Origin of the sequence: Vibrio sp. YT-18 (genome assembly GCF_033337345.1) — a bacterium.
GTDB lineage: Bacteria > Pseudomonadota > Gammaproteobacteria > Enterobacterales > Vibrionaceae > Vibrio > Vibrio alginolyticus.
This window is the reverse complement of record NZ_JAWOQO010000002.1, coordinates 436,271-451,061: the sequence shown is the minus strand read 5'-3', so window position 1 is coordinate 451,061 and position 14,791 is coordinate 436,271. Positions and strand designations below refer to the sequence as shown.

The window sequence follows — 14,791 nt, the reverse complement described above, 5'->3', positions numbered from 1 at the left end:
TATGGCTCACACTATATTCAACGTTTGGCTGTCTAGAGGGAATTATGGGATTCAAATTTCGAAAACGTATAAAGATTGCACCAGGACTTCATGTTAACGTTAGTAAAAGTGGTGTTAGCACCTCAATCGGAAAGCCAGGTGCTACGGTAAATATTGGCAAAAAGGGGGTGAAAGCAACGGTAGGAATTCCCGGTTCCGGCCTTTCATATAGTCAGAATTTAACGGGTAGCGGTAATCCGAAGGAAGTCTCGTCAAACACTGGTAAAGGTAGTTCCTTGCTAGGTAAAACGTTGCTAACCATTGTAGCTTTCTTATTAGTAGCCAACTTTTTTGGTTCTCCTCCTGAATCAGTCACCTCGTTTAGTACGGTTGAAGTTAAAAGTTTACGTGTAAGAGCCGAACCAACGACGAACTCAAAGGTAGTCAATCAAGTGGTTGCTGGGGACAAGGTTGAGGTTATTCAAACAAGTGGTAGTTGGGTGTTTATTAAATGTAATGGGGTTAAAGGTTGGGTTGCTGCAGAGTACCTTTCAAGTCCTGAGCCATAACAAACATTTTAAGACGGATTCGCAACGCGTGGCATTTCTATCATGCGTTGGTTTTAGTGTTTAAGGTGGTATACGGGAACTTCGGTATTTCGTTGCTCACCTTAACAGGACGTTAGCTTTAAAGGTGGAAAACAGCACTGTGTTAGATTGCATATTAAATTTGATTTTAAGCGTAGTTTCTGGAATTTACGCAGGACTAATAGTTTCACGGTTTGTAAAATTTGAGGATATTAGGACAGAGGTTAAGCGAGTTGTTCATGACATTGACTTCATGAATGAAGGTCCAAATGAAGAGATTGTCATGATAAATGAACCAAGAATTAACGACTTACGCCATTGCATGTCAGAGCTATTATATCTAAAGCACAAAAATGCAGCGAACATTGTTGGAAGTCTAATCGACGCAATCAGTAATGCTAAATCCTACTCGGGGAAACCGACTGGTGATGTCGGTGATTTTTACCAAACATGGCAAAGCATGGTCAGAAAGATGACTCCGGATCTTAAGGTATTACTTAGTCTGAAACCCAAGGTGTAATTAATAAAGCTAACAAACATTTAAGAGTGATTCGCAACGCATGGCATTTTTACTATGCGTTGCGTTTAGTGTTTAAGGTGGTATGCGGGAGCTTCGGTATTGCGTTGCTCACCTTAATACGGCGTTATATTCTCTCTCACTCCGTAAACTTTCCGTACAAATTGAATGTGCTTTAAGTTTGCACTATAATCTCTCAGGGTACGGAATACGCCCGTACGTAGGAGGGGTTATGGCAACAGCACGTTTAGATATCCGCCTTGATGAAGAGATCAAGGCAAAAGCCGAAAAAGCATCGGCTTTACTTGGTTTAAAAAGTCTCACTGAATATGTTGTGAGACTTATGGACGAAGATGCGACTCATGTTATTGAGGAGCATGAAAGTATTATGGTTAAAGGCAGTGTCTTTGACGAGTTTATGGCCGCGTGTAATAAAGCAAAAGCACCGAATCAAGCTTTGCTTGAAGCTGCCAAATTTACAGATGAGAGTGGCATTAAGTGAGTTGGGGTAAAGAGTTCGTCGAACTTAGTAAATCAAAGCATGACCGCAACTCATTTGACTGTGGTGAGCAAGAGCTGAACACATTTATCAAAACTCAAGCTGCAAAGCATATGCAAGCAGGCATTAGTCGAACAATGGTTTTACCTAGTGCTCAACCACTGTTAAATCAAAAATTCGCTATTTGCGCATTTTATAGTGTTGCACCGAGTTCAATCAGCCGAGAAACATTACCGGCACAACTAGCCAAAAAACTTCCTAGATATCCAATCCCTGTTTTTCTTTTGGCTCAATTAGCTGTGCACAAAGAGTTTCATGGCTCTGGACTCGGAAAGGTTAGTCTAATTCGTGCACTGAAGTACTTGTGGGAAGTGAATCATCACATGAGGGCATACGCAATTGTTGTGGACTGTCTGACAGACTCTGCTCAAGCGTTCTATACGAAGTTCGGCTTTGAAGTATTGTGTGAACATAATGGGCGTATTCGTATGTTTTTACCAATGAAAACGGTAGAACCGCTTTTTAATCAATAGGCTACGAATATAACAGCATTTAAGAGTGACTCCCAACGCTTAGCGTTTTCAGCTTCGCGTTGGGTTTTGTGCTTGCTGTGGTCTGGTTGAATTTTCATGGTAGCGTTGCTCACCACTTAGCAGAGAGTTATGTGTACTCGAAAGAAGGAGGCTTTCATGACTAATAAACATCGAGGCTCATGCCTTTGTGGTTGCGTAAAATATGAGATTTTAGGTGATTTCCAGTCTTTCTTCTTGTGTTACTGTACTCGCTGCCAAAAAGGTTCCGGCTCAGCACATGCTGCAAATTTGTTTGCTAAATCTAGTACTTTAACTTGGTTGCAGGGTGAAGATGATGTTAGTACTTATAAGTACCCGAAATCATTGCATGTAAAAAGTTTTTGTCAAAAATGCGGGTCAGCGCTCCCTACGTTCGCCGATAGTATTAACAGCGTAGTGGTTCCAGCTGGCAGCCTCGATAGTCCTATTCCAATTACGCCTACGGCAAAAATTTTCGTGAGTAGTTGCGCTAGTTGGTCTATGAATTTACACAATGTACTTAGCTATGAAAAGCTCCCTGACCAAGCTAAGATCTAAACACAAACTGTTTAATAATGACTCCCAACGCTTGGCATTTTTCATTCTGTCTTTAGGTTTCGTGTTTATAGTAGTATGGTTGAATTTTGTGGTTGCGTTGCTCATCACCCTACAAGACGCTGTGCTTTTTTTGCCAAGAAAAAGCAACAGGTTTTCATTAAAAAGGACGTGATATGAAAGAAGTAGATTTATCATTGGCTGGGAATTACCTACATGAATCCGATGACTTAGGTGCATTAGAAAAATTTCTGACATCGAATGATTCTTTCTCAAAAACATCTATGGACTGTGCTATGTCGGCTTTGTTTGGTCGTATAGGTAATGCTCTTAATATTGATGAAGCGGTGTATGATCAGCTCTCCAATACAAACAAGTTTTACCTTGCCCGAGGAGCTTTTCCAGATCGTGAGCAAGAGTTAAGAGCTTACATTCTTGAAAGGTTTTATAAGTTCGTTAGCTAACTTGAATACAACCATGCAAAGCGTTTAAGAAGGATTTGGCACGCGTGGCATTTTCGGTTTGCGCTGAGTTCAGTGTTCAATTAGGTCACTGTGCGATAGCTTTTGTATTGCGTTGCTCCTCCCTTCACGCGCCGTTATATTATTTGAAGGCTGTGGTAGAACGTCGATTCAAATTTCACATCGCTGATGTCCAGTATTGATGCTTTCACGTAGTGAGGCCATCGCCTTACTAAGTCTACAGGGATAAAACAGCGTACACCTCAATACACACAGTATGTACGCTTTACATACTCATATTGTCACTTGCTCACATGCCAATAAACATGGTTTTTACTGTATGATCAACCTCGGTGACCGATATCACTATCGTTCCAACATGGAAAGTTTGTTTTCGATATCTTTGGCAATGACTTGCAGCTTGCTAGAAAGCCGTGATCGAATGATGCACATAAGAATCTGCTTATCTTTTTTGTACCAAGTGTAAAGCGTATTACGGCCTCGCCCTGACTCGTCCTCAAGGTCGGCAACTGTTAAACCAAACTGCTTTAAATACTCCGCTAGATCGTATCCCATAAGCTCACACCGTCTTTAGATGCTCATTACACTCTTTAATAACGTCCACCAGCTTATCTATCGTTAAGGAGCTGGCCGAACGCCCCTCAAATTCAGCAAATAGCTCATGCAACACCATGCATTTTTTTTGCTGCTTTAGAAACTTTGCTTCGTCTAGCATTCGGGTAAGGCGCTTGATTGCCTCTTCCTTGCGAATAACCAACTGAACCGCGCTTAACTTAGGCGCACTCAAATAACCGATCACGGCACCTAAATCGCGCTCTAATTGCTTAATCTCGCTCACGCTCATCGGTTTTTGCCTCTTCTTCGATATATTCAGAATATAGTCTCGTTAAAGAACACAGTAAAATCCGCACGAAAATCACTACGAAGGTCGCAACCAAGCTCCATAACGTATTCGCAAGCTTCCGAGAATTTAGGGCAATCTGGATACATCAGAATGGTTTTCATTGAGTCGCAATTTAAGTCAAACCATAGGGCGTCAAGTTCCGATTGGTCGCTGTAGGCTAGTTGGACGTAAGCACTTGCAAATTCTGGATCATGAAAACCAAGTACGTCTTGGAAACAATGGTCGCTGCGTCAATGGTATTCACTACTTTCTCCTTAGCAGCCTTGTTTATTAGCTTCGCCTAATTTGGCTCCTTCCGGTGCAACTGCGTCCATAACAGTTATCTGGTCGGACTCTTCAAGCAACTTACTGAGTCGGGCTACTTCTTCTTGTAGTTCTTTGATTTGGTTTTCTTGTTGCTTGGTTCGGAGTAAGTAGTAATTCGAGTTAGCGATACCAAAAGAAATGTTTTCCATAACGATGCTCGATACATCCTCATGGTCATGTAGAAGAGCCAAGGCTTTAGCCGCTGCTAAGGAACAAAGCTCACTAACGCTAACAGGTTGCAACGTGTTGGCTTCCATCTGTTTCAGTAGTGCTCTTGATTTCGAAAGAATCCCCTCTGCTAGTAGCTGTTCTTGCGTTGACAGTACAATCTCGCGTGTCATAGCTGGATATTTCCTCGTTGTTCTCGTAGATAGTGACAGACTTGTACGAACCGACTAGCTTGGCTAGCCGGATCATAAACTCATCAAGGTTTAAGCGTTTCGCTTCAGTGAATACGATTTGACGGGCTTGAAGTAATTCGGATCTTTTCTGCTCTGTCGTCTTTTGATTCGTCGCTTTCATTGTGGTGTTCAGAATCCTTGCATTGGCAATCTTCACAATCACACTCTGTAAGTTTCACGCTACTCAAATCCACACCTGCCATCTTTGCAAGAGCAATAGCCGTTACCTTTGGAAGAATTTGAGAAATGATCTCTTTTATCGCTTCGTTCAACTCTGAGCCGATGTAATCAGCGAGGTTATTGTTAATCGTAGGAAACTGCTCGTGTTTAATATCTAAACCTACTCGTTCATCATCCTGAATCTCTGGATTAACGGTTAAAGCAATCTTAAAGCCCTCTCCTTTCACGAACTCTTCAAGAAAATTCATTAATTCTGGTCGTGTTTTGCTGTTTAGCATTTCTTGGTCGGTCATTGGTTCATACCTATTTGTTGAATTAGCCACAAAGGGCTAAGAAGAAAGCCGCTTGTCATAAGCAGCGTTCCAATTAAAAAAATCATGGCCGATGCTTTGTTTGTTAACTTTTGATTCATAGAATCATAGAACGACAACACCGAAATCATAAAAAGAGCGTGACCAACAGAGAAGATCACGAATCCAAACAAAACAACAATCAAGCCTATTTTCCCCTGTGTTTTGTCTGGTAATACCTTGCGTCATTTTGTGTTACGCCATTGTGCCATAGCAACAATCTCTTTTGTTGGCGCTAGCTGGTGGCGACCAAATGGGATTTTGTTTTGTCGCATTATCTCGATGACTTTAGGAACTAAGTGAATACTTAATCCTACTAGTCGGTAATGCTCAATTTGTGGAATTGCGCGGTCTAGCTCAAACGCTAGGTACTCAACGGCATCTTGCTCTGAGCAATGTCTATGGATAGAAAGGAGACGAATAGCTGCGTTAAATCCTATAGCCGCAATTTCATCTCTCGGTGAAATTTTGTTTTTGGTCATGTGAATCACATCTCGCAACATTCATTGAACAAAAATAATTGTATTCGTTCGATAATTACACAAACAAACCTAAATATTGGAATTTATGTTTTCAAGAATGTTACGTTTCTTCGTATCTTCTCGCACCAACTCTTCAAAGCTCCATATTCCCGTAAGCTCTCCAATCTGATCGAGCGCTTCTAATGGCAATTTAGACCAAGCATATTCCACCAGTTCTAAGTCTGTACCAACCTTGTTGAAGAATAATTGCTTGCGACTACCTAGCGGATCGTGTCGTACTGGTTCGCCTTCTGGTATCGGGTTACAGCCAGTTGCGCCTCGATGGTGAACGGGACAAAGGCCATAACCAAAAAAGTGAGCTAGTGGCTTAACCGCACCTTTCTCACTCGAATGATGAAACTCAACGTATTCCAACGGTTCAGGCCAATCATTCGGGTGACCAAGCTTATCGCAAGCTATACAGCCACAACGTTGAATCACGGCCTGTCCATAGATCTGTTCTGCCTTTGTTGGTTTGCGACCTTTCATTGCTCTTCTCCTGTTTTCTAGGCACAAAAAAGCGCTGCATTCACTGAATGCAACGCTCTAACTCAAAAGCGATACTCTAAATCGTCACTGTTAACGCCTCGGCTTGTTCTTTTAGATCTTCAATCATGGCTCTTGGATAGGAACCAAGCTCCTGAATGTTGATAGGCAGTAACGTATCTGCGTCAACTCCTAAGTGATCGGCTATCGCGGCCATTATTTTCTTAGTTGAGTAAGGCTTCATTCTCTGGTTTAAAGCGACTTGCTGATAGCCAGCTTTCGTAAACACACCTTTTTCGTAGTAGTGATAAGTGATCAGATAGTAGGTTAATACTTGGTTCGGATTACTCATCTGATGCGTTCCCCTAAATAACTGCTAATGTCTCTTGGTATTTTTTGAATAGTTCTAAAACTCGCCCTTTGGCCGCAAATCGCCCTATCTGTCCGCCTGCGAACCACAAGCCGGTATCTGATAGTGAGAGAAGTTGAATTTCTTTCTTGAGCGCGGCTTTAAAGTCTTCAATGCGCACCATTTTAGTAACAATGGGGAACGTCCCGCTGTTCACTGTGATTGGTCTAGTTGGAACATCATAAGCTTCCACTAGCTCTTTAGCCTTTTGATTGGATAACCCGTAGTGAATACCCAAACCGGAAACAATCGCATATCCAGCCGGAATAAAATTGCGTTCTAACTCGTCAATCCGTCTATGAGCGTCGTTGGCCGTCTCAATGGCCTGTTTGGTCTGCTTCTCCTGTTCTACTAGAGCCTTTGCTTGCTCAAGTAACCATTCCGCGCTTGTTTGAGGCTGTTCAGTCAATGAATATGAACCATGCTTTCGAATGTTTGGTAACACTTCGTGGGTGAGCCAACGCTGGAACGGCTTACCTTTTGGTGCTTGGCTGGAAAGAATCAAATCATACATACCAGCCTCGTTTATGACCGTAAGTCGTTGATTTAACTCTAACGTCGAGCAGCTCGACGGTGGGAATTTGGCCATTAACTGCTTTAGCGGCTTCTTGTCTTGTTCTGAAACATACCGATTAACCGCATCACGAGCGTTCACAAGGCCAAGCATTGCGCCGACCTCGTTCCCGATAAACCAAGGGTCGTTATCCATATCAATGATGACGGTCAGATCCCCAAAAATAGGTTTGTTGAATTTGGTTATGTTCATCGTTTCATTGCCCTTAGTTGGTCAATTCGGTTAGAAAACTCGTGTCGTTCTCCTGAACGTCGATACTCTTCTCGAACCTTATCAATTAAAGAAACTCGACTGTGTACTGGTAGCGCTTTTAGCTCTTCCTCTGCAAGTCTCAGACGCCCAGCTCGTTCTTTGGCGTCTGCGTCCCGTAGATACTTGATGAAAAGTTCTAACTCTCCACCAGCTCTTGCACGTTTCAAATCCCAATCGCAATTTTGTGCTACCCATTTCTCGGCTCTCCCCATTGGTGCACGATTCAAAAATCTGTCATAGGCTTCGCGGTATTCCGCTTCGGTTCGTTGGTTAATCTGAGTCATCAGCTCACCAAGCGATGGAGGGAAGCGGTTGCCGTTGGATAGTCGGTCAAAGCAGATCGCTAGTATCCGGTTAAGTTGCAAGTCATGCAGGGTCGAAAGGAAGTTTCCCCATGCCGTAGTAATCACCGCGCCATTCATCGTTACCCATTTTTTGCCATACATTTCCGTCAGCGTGTCCCATAGGGCTATTAATTTGGGATTCAAGCCATTGGCGCTGCTGTTGTACTCGTGCAAATTTGATTGCTGGTGATTGGTTTGGGTAAATCCGTAACCATTCAGGGAAGATTGACTGATCGGCATTCTCGCCATAACCGATTCCATTGATTTCAAGTTTCTGTCCATTGTCGATACCTCTTAGATTCGTATCGTTGAGCAATTCATCTGTCCAGCGTTCGTATTTGATGTAACGTTCTGGATGTAAGCGATCAAAACCTTGCTGCCGCGCTGCATTGCGTCGTTTTACGTCTTCAGCGAGCATTCGTGCAAACTCGTAAGGTTCAGCCTTTAGGCGCTTGATAGCTCGTTTAAATTCTTTGAATGCTTGAATCTTCCCTACCTTTCTCATTCCGGCAGTCCAGAAAATTTCAAACGCATCAGAAAGCAATTGGTCTGAATCGTCAGATTCGGACGAAGTATTTAGATCAGTATTTAGTTTAAGATCAGTATTTAGTAGTGTCGTATTAGCCGGATCTGGCTTTTCCGTAATACGGCTTTCACGGATTAGGCTTTTTGGATAGTCACTCACTTCGTACCAAGTTGAACCATCAGCCTCTTTGTGGCGAAGACAAAAACCACGCTCAATAAGTTCTTTTAATATTACGTAGACACCATCACGCCCCGTTCTCTTAGCGGTTCCTGTGGTTACTTTCTCTAAGTGGGACACTTTAACTTCCCAATCATCAGGTTTTGACAACAAGTAACTAAGCAATCCCATAGCTTGAAAACTCAAACAATGGTCTGCATAAACCTCGTTGCAAATCATTGTGAAGTTGTGGCTCGTACGTTTACGCTTGATCGTTGCGTTCTTATTAGGTTGTGCCATATAATTACCTCGTTACAGCACTAACATTTTGTGCAGACTTAACGGCCGCCGTCTTACACGGCGGTTTTTTTTACTTAAAATTCACTATTTGTTTGAATGTCTTTGTAGATAGAACTTGCGCGTTCAGCCTGTTCTTCTTCGTCGTAATCGTCTTTAGGTTCGGTCAAACCACACTTTTCAACTAACGCTTGTCTGAGTGATTCAAGTTTCTCGACTGGCACTCCCAATGCATTGCTGAGTTCATCGACCTCTTTCCACCAGTTGAAACTTGTCGCGCTCAAAACGCAGTAAGCTCCTAACTCTTCAAGCGTCAAACCACGCTTAAAAATCATCGTTGGAACGACGGCCATGTTGTTTAGAACGAAAAAGCGATTTTCAGGAATGTTCATGATTACCTCTCAATGTGCTTTGGTTGAGCGTGGCGACACTGAGCTATTAGCGCCACAAGTGGGTGGCTGATAGGGAATAGCTCCCACGCTCACCAAAACACACTTTTAGGTTATCTACCGTTGAGTGTCGTTCAACATTCGATGATAAATATCATTGATCGAAAACTCATTGGTTGTCAAATAAAAAAATACAGACCAATAATCGACCAAAAAAAAGAATTGGTTTATACTTGGTGTGTGAATTTCACATGCATATACAAGCGAAACACTCATATAACAAACAGGGGGCATTATGTCTTTGTCCGTGCTTGCTCGAAACATCGAGCAGAGAAAAAGGGATTTGAACATAACCAAAAGCATCGACTTGGCAAAGAAATCAGGTGTCAGTCGGGCGGTATTAACCAACATCAAATTGAATCCAGAAAAAAGTATCATGCTTGATTCTGCAATCAGGCTAGCAGATGCCCTTGATTGCCGTCTTGAGTGGTTAGCGACTGGTGAAGGCTCACCAACAGCTGATGAATACAAAGAGCTTTCACGTATCGAACTAGGTGCACCATTAGTTACTTTGAATTCGTTCGTGGATGTAGAACCTGAAGAGTTTCTAAAAACGGGTGTTCCGGAATACACTCAAAGATTTCCATGCCCAAGTGGAAACTCCAAAAGTCAATTCGTGATAAAAGTGAACGACCAAATCAAAAACTACCCTGCTGGTGGGTACTTTTACTTTGACACTGAGAAAACCCCAGTATCAGGCCAGCTTGTTGTCGCTAATACGGGTAACAACGTAGAGATCATGGAGTACCAGTCAGCTCATGGTAGGCAGTTTTTAAAGTCCGTGAATGAAGAGTTGCCAATTGAGTTACGCCTCGTGGAAATTACTGGTCAGAAATTAATTGGCACATTCGCTGCGTATGCGATATTCTAATTTTTAGTGATAGATATCACCAAAAATCAGCTTTTAGAAAGACTCCCCTCGCTATGCGAGGGTTTTTTTTACCTAAAATCTCATCTTATAAGAAACGAAAACAATGATTTCAGTTTTCCATGTTCTCAATCACTTCCAAATTTTTCATCGATTAGATAATATTGGCATCGAACGGAAACATTGAGGCAAAAATAAAACCGCCCATTTCTGAGCGGCTTTATTCACAAGGTATGACCAGACCATTTAATGGTATGACCGTGCTGAAGCGGCGACCAAACCGCTACAACGCAGTCATAGTATCACAAAAGATAAGTGAGTAAACATGACTATTAACGAAGCAAAAGTGACTGGCGAAGGAGCAGCCCCAAAAGCCCCTCAAATGGAACGTGTGACTAACTTTCCTGAGTTTATAGAGCGTGTTGACGCTGGCGAGATCATCTTAAAGCTAAAACTTTCACCAGCATCTAAAACCGACCCGTCGATTATGAATGTAACCACGGCGATCACGGTTAAAGAACCGAAAGTAAATTACGGCTCGAAAGTCGAAAACTTCAAATATGAAACTGTGGCGTTTGCTGGTTTCGGTGATTTCCGCTTTGAGTTACGACTATCAGTAATCCGAAATGAACTTTTAATCCTACGCATTAAACGCATGGAAGAAATTCAAGAGAAAATGGCTGAGAAGTTCCTTGACGTCGTTAAAGAAGAGTTCGCAAACCAATCTGTAGTAATGCCGACTTACATCAGAACTTACTAATGAGTAATGGTTCTCTCACTCACGAGGGAACCAAATCAGATTAGTTTTATTCACAAGGTAGACTAATGACCGACCAAATCCAACCTGTAGATGTTGCTGTTAATCACCTTCTAAACATGGTTCAAAATCAACTTGGTAACGTCCTTTCTCTTGTTGAAACCCAAGCACAATTAGTTTCTGACTCTCTAAACTACGAAACTGATCAGTACAACGAACTAATTGATCGAATTGAAAAGGCTGAGTCTGAACGTGACACACTTGAACTAAAAGTTATTGAGCTGACCAAAGAAAACGAAGCAATTGAACTAGACCACCTAGACAAGCTCAACAAATTACGCAGCGAATTTAACTTACTAAAATCAAGAACGGCTGATCTTCCTGCAATAAGAGAAGAAGTTAAGCGTTACCGTGAAATGAATCCAGACGCTTTGAAGCAACGCCTAGCTAAATCACGCGCTACTGCTGACGAACGATTAAATACAATCAACCGCTTAAAGAAAGAATCAAGCGACTACCGCAAAGAAAATATTCGCTTGAAAAAGGAAGTTACTCAACTAAGCGAAGCAGCATTAGAAGCAACGCACCTATGCGAAGAGTACAAAGCTCGATTGCATTTCATTGATGGGGACGTAGAAAAGCCATACGTTGGCAAAGACGGTTTAGAGCTATTTATCTACCGTTATGGCTACCCTCTTGCATTCAAGCCACTGGTTAGAAATCTAAGCGTAATTCGTGACTTAAACTTCCATATTGAATTGCGTTCAAATTGGGCTATTTGTTGTGTGGTAAGTGTTTCTGACTGGCTGATTCCTCTTATTCCTACGGTACACGAGTTTGAAGGTCGTATTCCTACAGAGCTATATACAGACCTTCAAGAAATTTACACAAACGCTGCTGAAGTTAGCCACCAGCATCTAATTGCGCGTGTGGAACACTTCAAAGAAGTCACACTTGAATCTGTTTACGATGGCATAATCACCGATCGAGAATTAAAACTTCTGAACGATGCGAATTATTTCTCTGTTTACAGCGTCATGCACCCAACCGATGAGCAACTAGCAAAATCAGTTAAGGGCATTAGCGAAGCAAGTGCGTCAAGAATCCGAGCAGCAATTGACGAACAGATCGTTCAACCTTGGGAACGCGAGAACTGGACGAAAGAGCAAGTAAACGAGGTTCGTCGCAAGTGAGATACGGTGTGATTTATGCCGATCCGCCTTGGCAATTCAGCTCAAAAAGGACTAGCGGTTCAATGAAAAGCGGCGATTCACAAAACCAATAAATAGTTGGGATGTATTCGCAACCAATCGGCACCAAGTTTAATTTTGATGAGTTTGGACTCACAAAACCATACTGAACGGAAATTCAGCTTCAATATGAGGAGTTAAAAAAGTGGAAGAAAAATTAATTAGTATTGAACAATTGCTTGTTAGATATCGTCCTTTTGCAATGCGCAATGGTGAAAACTTCACAAAACGTGGCCTATACAACTGGCGTAAAACAAAGGGATTTCCTGAACCTGTAATCTCTTCACCGAGACTCATTTGGAAAACGGAAGATGTCTTAAGGTGGGAGGAAATTCAAGGTTACGACTTTTTATAACATCTTCTAACTTGCTGTTATATAAGGAGAGCGACAAAGCTATAGCGAATGATATTGTATTGTACTTAATTTGGATTAAGCTTTTACAGCATTCACCCAGATCCCGCCCTCTTTGTGGGCTAACAATGTACCAATAAGGTCTCGAAGCTCAATTCTATTTGTACAAAATGGAGCGCAGGAGGATGCTGATATTTTTGCACCTTTTAATCCACGCATAAAAACAGTTTCCATGCGTAAAGTACTATTACTTTCGTTTATATATTTTATATTGAATGTAGGCATATTTTTCTTCGTCTTAGTTATAATTTATTTTATTACTTTAATTTAAATAGAGATATTTTATGTTCTTTAAGTAATAAATAAATTGTATGGGTTTAGAGGAGATGAGAGTAGTAGAGGTGTGAATACACCTCTACAAATAATTTTATGCAACAACTACATTTGCAGCTTGCAAACCTTTCTGGCCTTGCTCTACTGTAAAGTTAACCTTTTGGCCCTCAGCTAGAGTTTTAAAGCCTTCTGAAACAATAGAGTTAAAGTGAACGAATACGTCAGCACTACCATCATCTGGTGTCAAAAATCCGAAACCTTTACTATCGTTAAACCATTTTACAGAACCAGTTTTATTATTAGACATATGTTGTCCCTTATTTTAAATATAATTTACGCGTAACTTGCGAGAGAAGCACTGAAATCTTGAATTATTTAATGTTTATAATGAAGCTAGAGAGGGAAACTCTGAGGATAACAATGAAGGAATTCTGAGGGCTTAACTTAAAAACTTTATTTTTCATTTAATAACTCTGAACTACAACAGAGCAAGTTCAGTATCACTAGTTCCGTATTAAATGTAAAGCTTTATTTTTCACCATGGAGAAAAATAAACATAAAATAACAAAAAACCATTAAGCATCAATCACTTTATGCAACTAGCACTCGCAATCTTACACTCATGGGTTCTAGGTTCAGTGCTAACACCCGTATTTTTACGCGTAGAATCTGTAGACTAATACGCTCAAAAGGGTTCTAAATTAATTACTCTCTTTATAGTTAACTACAGCGTCGTGATAGACTCTCATAGCGTCTAACTGTTGACTTAAATACTGACCTTTGTTGTAGGTTTTCATTTCACCAGCCATTTCATGTCCTAGCATCTTCTCAGCGATATAAGGCTCAATTTTCAAATCACCGAAGTGTGTGGCTAAAGTATGTCTAAATACGTGTGGCGACCAGCTTGGCAACGCTAATGCCGCTTGTAACGGTCTAAAACGACTTTGAAAACCTTGTACTCCTAACTCCCTACCCCGATTCGAGATAATTAAGTTCTCGGAGTTTGGGTGAAGGTTGTATAAAAACTCAAAGTAACCAAACAAGAAATCTGGAATTGGACGAACGATTAAACGCCCGTTCTTGCTATTTTCTGGTGGCACTTTCCAAGTTCTATCTTTCAGGTCGATGTTTACTTTCTTAGCCGTTCTCAGTTCTCCGCTACGCGCTCCGGTAAACATGAGAATTAAACAAGCTGCCGCAAACTCAGGAGGGTATTTACCAGAACGGCAATAGTCGTAAATTTGCTTGAGTTCTTTGAATGATAAAACCCTATCCCTTGGCTTAGACGGTGTACCAACAAAGCGACTTTGTATATTGATCAGCTTGTTCTCGTCAATAATGTCTACAGCCATTAGGTATTTGGCACACTGCTTTAATTCTGTCAGCAATCGAACCGGAACAGTTTTTCCTTCAATAGTCTTAATCACGTTGATCCAATCAACAGTTTTCATCTGTTCCCATTCATTAGAGCCAATCTTGCTAATTATGTGTGTATTTAGCGCGTTGATAATTAGCTTTGGATATTTGCGTCTTGGGATCAATTCTTCCTTAATCCAAAACTCAATACACTCTTGAACAGTTGAGATTTTCTTTTTGGCTTTGTGGTTTCGTGGATCTAAACCTTGCTCAAGCATCTTTTTGGCTTCTCGGTGGATATCCCTAGCCTCTTTTAAAGAAACTTGAGGATAAGTGCCGATTGTTAAAATTGCTTGTTTACCCTGCCAGCGGAAGCGATAACAAAAGCTAATTTTTCCGCTCTTATAAAAGCGCGCAAGTAGGCCACCGCCGTCGGCTAAATCTTGGTGTGGTTTGTCTGTTGGGAAGTTATTTTTGGACTTTAAAGCCCGTTCGGTAATGGTCATAATCTACCTTGTCATATACACAATATATACACACATTACGTTTC

Annotated in this window: 23 protein-coding genes; 10 read left to right on the top strand and 13 right to left on the bottom strand. The window is 41.4% G+C overall.

Going from position 1 to position 14,791, the window contains the following annotated elements:
• The first annotated feature begins 44 nt into the window (after positions 1-44).
• The 6 genes from R7M72_RS04440 (at position 45) to R7M72_RS04415 (ending at position 3,152) form a co-directional block, all read left to right on the top strand.
• Positions 45-548, top strand: coding sequence for a DUF4236 domain-containing protein (locus R7M72_RS04440; protein WP_258626052.1), 504 nt, complete (start codon positions 45-47; stop codon positions 546-548).
• A 301-nt stretch (positions 549-849) separates the two neighbouring features.
• Positions 850-1,086 carry a hypothetical protein gene (locus R7M72_RS04435; RefSeq protein ID WP_258626048.1) on the top strand — a complete coding sequence of 79 codons (237 nt, stop codon included), beginning with the start codon at positions 850-852 and terminating at the stop codon, positions 1,084-1,086.
• 229 nt (positions 1,087-1,315) lie between these two features.
• Complete coding sequence (locus tag R7M72_RS04430; protein WP_225491940.1) at positions 1,316-1,585, top strand: DUF1778 domain-containing protein; 270 nt, start codon at positions 1,316-1,318, stop codon at positions 1,583-1,585.
• Positions 1,582-2,115 carry a GNAT family N-acetyltransferase gene (locus R7M72_RS04425; RefSeq protein ID WP_258626047.1) on the top strand — a complete coding sequence of 178 codons (534 nt, stop codon included), beginning with the start codon at positions 1,582-1,584 and terminating at the stop codon, positions 2,113-2,115. The genes R7M72_RS04430 and R7M72_RS04425 overlap by 4 nt, the downstream gene beginning before the upstream one ends.
• A gap of 156 nt (positions 2,116-2,271) precedes the next feature.
• Positions 2,272-2,691: a GFA family protein gene (locus R7M72_RS04420; protein ID WP_258626045.1), complete on the top strand. Its 420-nt coding sequence runs from the start codon at positions 2,272-2,274 to the stop codon at positions 2,689-2,691.
• A gap of 173 nt (positions 2,692-2,864) precedes the next feature.
• Complete coding sequence (locus R7M72_RS04415; protein WP_258650651.1) at positions 2,865-3,152, top strand: hypothetical protein; 288 nt, start codon at positions 2,865-2,867, stop codon at positions 3,150-3,152.
• Positions 3,153-3,515: 363 nt separating this feature from the next.
• Here the strand turns inward: R7M72_RS04415 and R7M72_RS04410 are convergent, their stop codons facing one another.
• From R7M72_RS04410 to R7M72_RS04360, 11 genes are all read right to left on the bottom strand, one after another.
• Positions 3,516-3,725 carry a hypothetical protein gene (locus R7M72_RS04410; RefSeq protein WP_020840915.1) on the bottom strand — a complete coding sequence of 70 codons (210 nt, stop codon included), beginning with the start codon at positions 3,723-3,725 and terminating at the stop codon, positions 3,516-3,518.
• A 4-nt stretch (positions 3,726-3,729) separates the two neighbouring features.
• Positions 3,730-4,014 carry a hypothetical protein gene (locus R7M72_RS04405; RefSeq protein WP_225491943.1) on the bottom strand — a complete coding sequence of 95 codons (285 nt, stop codon included), beginning with the start codon at positions 4,012-4,014 and terminating at the stop codon, positions 3,730-3,732.
• 314 nt (positions 4,015-4,328) lie between these two features.
• Positions 4,329-4,721 carry a hypothetical protein gene (locus tag R7M72_RS04400; RefSeq protein ID WP_170891577.1) on the bottom strand — a complete coding sequence of 131 codons (393 nt, stop codon included), beginning with the start codon at positions 4,719-4,721 and terminating at the stop codon, positions 4,329-4,331.
• A 104-nt stretch (positions 4,722-4,825) separates the two neighbouring features.
• Positions 4,826-5,254 carry a hypothetical protein gene (locus R7M72_RS04395; protein WP_258631011.1) on the bottom strand — a complete coding sequence of 143 codons (429 nt, stop codon included), beginning with the start codon at positions 5,252-5,254 and terminating at the stop codon, positions 4,826-4,828.
• Between the two features lie 242 nt (positions 5,255-5,496).
• Positions 5,497-5,793: a hypothetical protein gene (locus R7M72_RS04390; protein ID WP_225491946.1), complete on the bottom strand. Its 297-nt coding sequence runs from the start codon at positions 5,791-5,793 to the stop codon at positions 5,497-5,499.
• A gap of 69 nt (positions 5,794-5,862) precedes the next feature.
• A complete protein-coding gene (locus R7M72_RS04385; protein ID WP_258501044.1) occupies positions 5,863-6,321 on the bottom strand; it encodes a Ref family protein in 459 nt (152 codons plus the stop codon).
• Between the two features lie 76 nt (positions 6,322-6,397).
• Positions 6,398-6,670 (bottom strand): hypothetical protein, encoded by a 273-nt coding sequence (locus R7M72_RS04380; protein WP_258650648.1) that lies wholly within the window; start codon positions 6,668-6,670, stop codon positions 6,398-6,400.
• 13 nt (positions 6,671-6,683) lie between these two features.
• The gene (locus tag R7M72_RS04375; protein ID WP_258626040.1) at positions 6,684-7,493 is read right to left on the bottom strand and encodes a Bro-N domain-containing protein; all 810 of its coding nucleotides are present in this window, start codon (positions 7,491-7,493) and stop codon (positions 6,684-6,686) included.
• Positions 7,490-7,963: a hypothetical protein gene (locus tag R7M72_RS04370; RefSeq protein ID WP_318056053.1), complete on the bottom strand. Its 474-nt coding sequence runs from the start codon at positions 7,961-7,963 to the stop codon at positions 7,490-7,492. Before R7M72_RS04370 ends, R7M72_RS04375 begins: the two co-directional genes overlap by 4 nt.
• Positions 7,920-8,879 (bottom strand): hypothetical protein, encoded by a 960-nt coding sequence (locus R7M72_RS04365; RefSeq protein WP_318056052.1) that lies wholly within the window; start codon positions 8,877-8,879, stop codon positions 7,920-7,922. Before R7M72_RS04365 ends, R7M72_RS04370 begins: the two co-directional genes overlap by 44 nt.
• Before the next feature lie 74 nt (positions 8,880-8,953).
• The gene (locus R7M72_RS04360) at positions 8,954-9,268 is read right to left on the bottom strand and encodes a hypothetical protein (RefSeq protein WP_170891585.1); all 315 of its coding nucleotides are present in this window, start codon (positions 9,266-9,268) and stop codon (positions 8,954-8,956) included.
• 292 nt (positions 9,269-9,560) lie between these two features.
• On the opposite strand from R7M72_RS04360, the gene R7M72_RS04355 reads away from it, so the two are divergent.
• From R7M72_RS04355 to R7M72_RS04340, 4 genes are all read left to right on the top strand, one after another.
• On the top strand, positions 9,561-10,196 hold the full coding sequence (locus R7M72_RS04355) for a helix-turn-helix domain-containing protein (protein WP_225491953.1): 636 nt from the start codon (positions 9,561-9,563) through the stop codon (positions 10,194-10,196).
• A gap of 322 nt (positions 10,197-10,518) precedes the next feature.
• A complete protein-coding gene (locus R7M72_RS04350) occupies positions 10,519-10,953 on the top strand; it encodes a DUF2303 family protein (RefSeq protein WP_318056051.1) in 435 nt (144 codons plus the stop codon).
• Between the two features lie 65 nt (positions 10,954-11,018).
• Positions 11,019-12,143 (top strand): hypothetical protein, encoded by a 1,125-nt coding sequence (locus R7M72_RS04345; RefSeq protein ID WP_170891587.1) that lies wholly within the window; start codon positions 11,019-11,021, stop codon positions 12,141-12,143.
• A gap of 202 nt (positions 12,144-12,345) precedes the next feature.
• A complete protein-coding gene (locus tag R7M72_RS04340; protein WP_170891588.1) occupies positions 12,346-12,555 on the top strand; it encodes a hypothetical protein in 210 nt (69 codons plus the stop codon).
• 424 nt (positions 12,556-12,979) lie between these two features.
• Here R7M72_RS04340 and R7M72_RS04335 read toward each other — a convergent pair whose 3' ends face one another.
• Entirely contained in the window at positions 12,980-13,192 is a 213-nt protein-coding gene (locus tag R7M72_RS04335; protein ID WP_225491956.1) for a cold-shock protein, read from the bottom strand.
• 394 nt (positions 13,193-13,586) lie between these two features.
• Positions 13,587-14,747: a tyrosine-type recombinase/integrase gene (locus R7M72_RS04330; RefSeq protein WP_170891589.1), complete on the bottom strand. Its 1,161-nt coding sequence runs from the start codon at positions 14,745-14,747 to the stop codon at positions 13,587-13,589.
• Between the last annotated feature and the right edge of the window lie 44 nt (positions 14,748-14,791).

Coding starts and splice junctions, on each gene's coding strand:
- R7M72_RS04440 (WP_258626052.1), top strand. CDS start 45: ATGGGATTCAAATTTCGAAAACGTATAAAGATTGCACCAGGACTTCAT.
- R7M72_RS04435 (WP_258626048.1), top strand. CDS start 850: ATGATAAATGAACCAAGAATTAACGACTTACGCCATTGCATGTCAGAG.
- R7M72_RS04430 (WP_225491940.1), top strand. CDS start 1,316: ATGGCAACAGCACGTTTAGATATCCGCCTTGATGAAGAGATCAAGGCA.
- R7M72_RS04420 (WP_258626045.1), top strand. CDS start 2,272: ATGACTAATAAACATCGAGGCTCATGCCTTTGTGGTTGCGTAAAATAT.
- R7M72_RS04415 (WP_258650651.1), top strand. CDS start 2,865: ATGAAAGAAGTAGATTTATCATTGGCTGGGAATTACCTACATGAATCC.
- R7M72_RS04410 (WP_020840915.1), bottom strand. CDS start 3,725: ATGGGATACGATCTAGCGGAGTATTTAAAGCAGTTTGGTTTAACAGTT.
- R7M72_RS04405 (WP_225491943.1), bottom strand. CDS start 4,014: ATGAGCGTGAGCGAGATTAAGCAATTAGAGCGCGATTTAGGTGCCGTG.
- R7M72_RS04400 (WP_170891577.1), bottom strand. CDS start 4,721: ATGACACGCGAGATTGTACTGTCAACGCAAGAACAGCTACTAGCAGAG.
- R7M72_RS04395 (WP_258631011.1), bottom strand. CDS start 5,254: ATGACCGACCAAGAAATGCTAAACAGCAAAACACGACCAGAATTAATG.
- R7M72_RS04390 (WP_225491946.1), bottom strand. CDS start 5,793: ATGACCAAAAACAAAATTTCACCGAGAGATGAAATTGCGGCTATAGGA.
- R7M72_RS04385 (WP_258501044.1), bottom strand. CDS start 6,321: ATGAAAGGTCGCAAACCAACAAAGGCAGAACAGATCTATGGACAGGCC.
- R7M72_RS04380 (WP_258650648.1), bottom strand. CDS start 6,670: ATGAGTAATCCGAACCAAGTATTAACCTACTATCTGATCACTTATCAC.
- R7M72_RS04375 (WP_258626040.1), bottom strand. CDS start 7,493: ATGAACATAACCAAATTCAACAAACCTATTTTTGGGGATCTGACCGTC.
- R7M72_RS04365 (WP_318056052.1), bottom strand. CDS start 8,879: ATGGCACAACCTAATAAGAACGCAACGATCAAGCGTAAACGTACGAGC.
- R7M72_RS04360 (WP_170891585.1), bottom strand. CDS start 9,268: ATGAACATTCCTGAAAATCGCTTTTTCGTTCTAAACAACATGGCCGTC.
- R7M72_RS04355 (WP_225491953.1), top strand. CDS start 9,561: ATGTCTTTGTCCGTGCTTGCTCGAAACATCGAGCAGAGAAAAAGGGAT.
- R7M72_RS04350 (WP_318056051.1), top strand. CDS start 10,519: ATGACTATTAACGAAGCAAAAGTGACTGGCGAAGGAGCAGCCCCAAAA.
- R7M72_RS04345 (WP_170891587.1), top strand. CDS start 11,019: ATGACCGACCAAATCCAACCTGTAGATGTTGCTGTTAATCACCTTCTA.
- R7M72_RS04335 (WP_225491956.1), bottom strand. CDS start 13,192: ATGTCTAATAATAAAACTGGTTCTGTAAAATGGTTTAACGATAGTAAA.
- R7M72_RS04330 (WP_170891589.1), bottom strand. CDS start 14,747: ATGACCATTACCGAACGGGCTTTAAAGTCCAAAAATAACTTCCCAACA.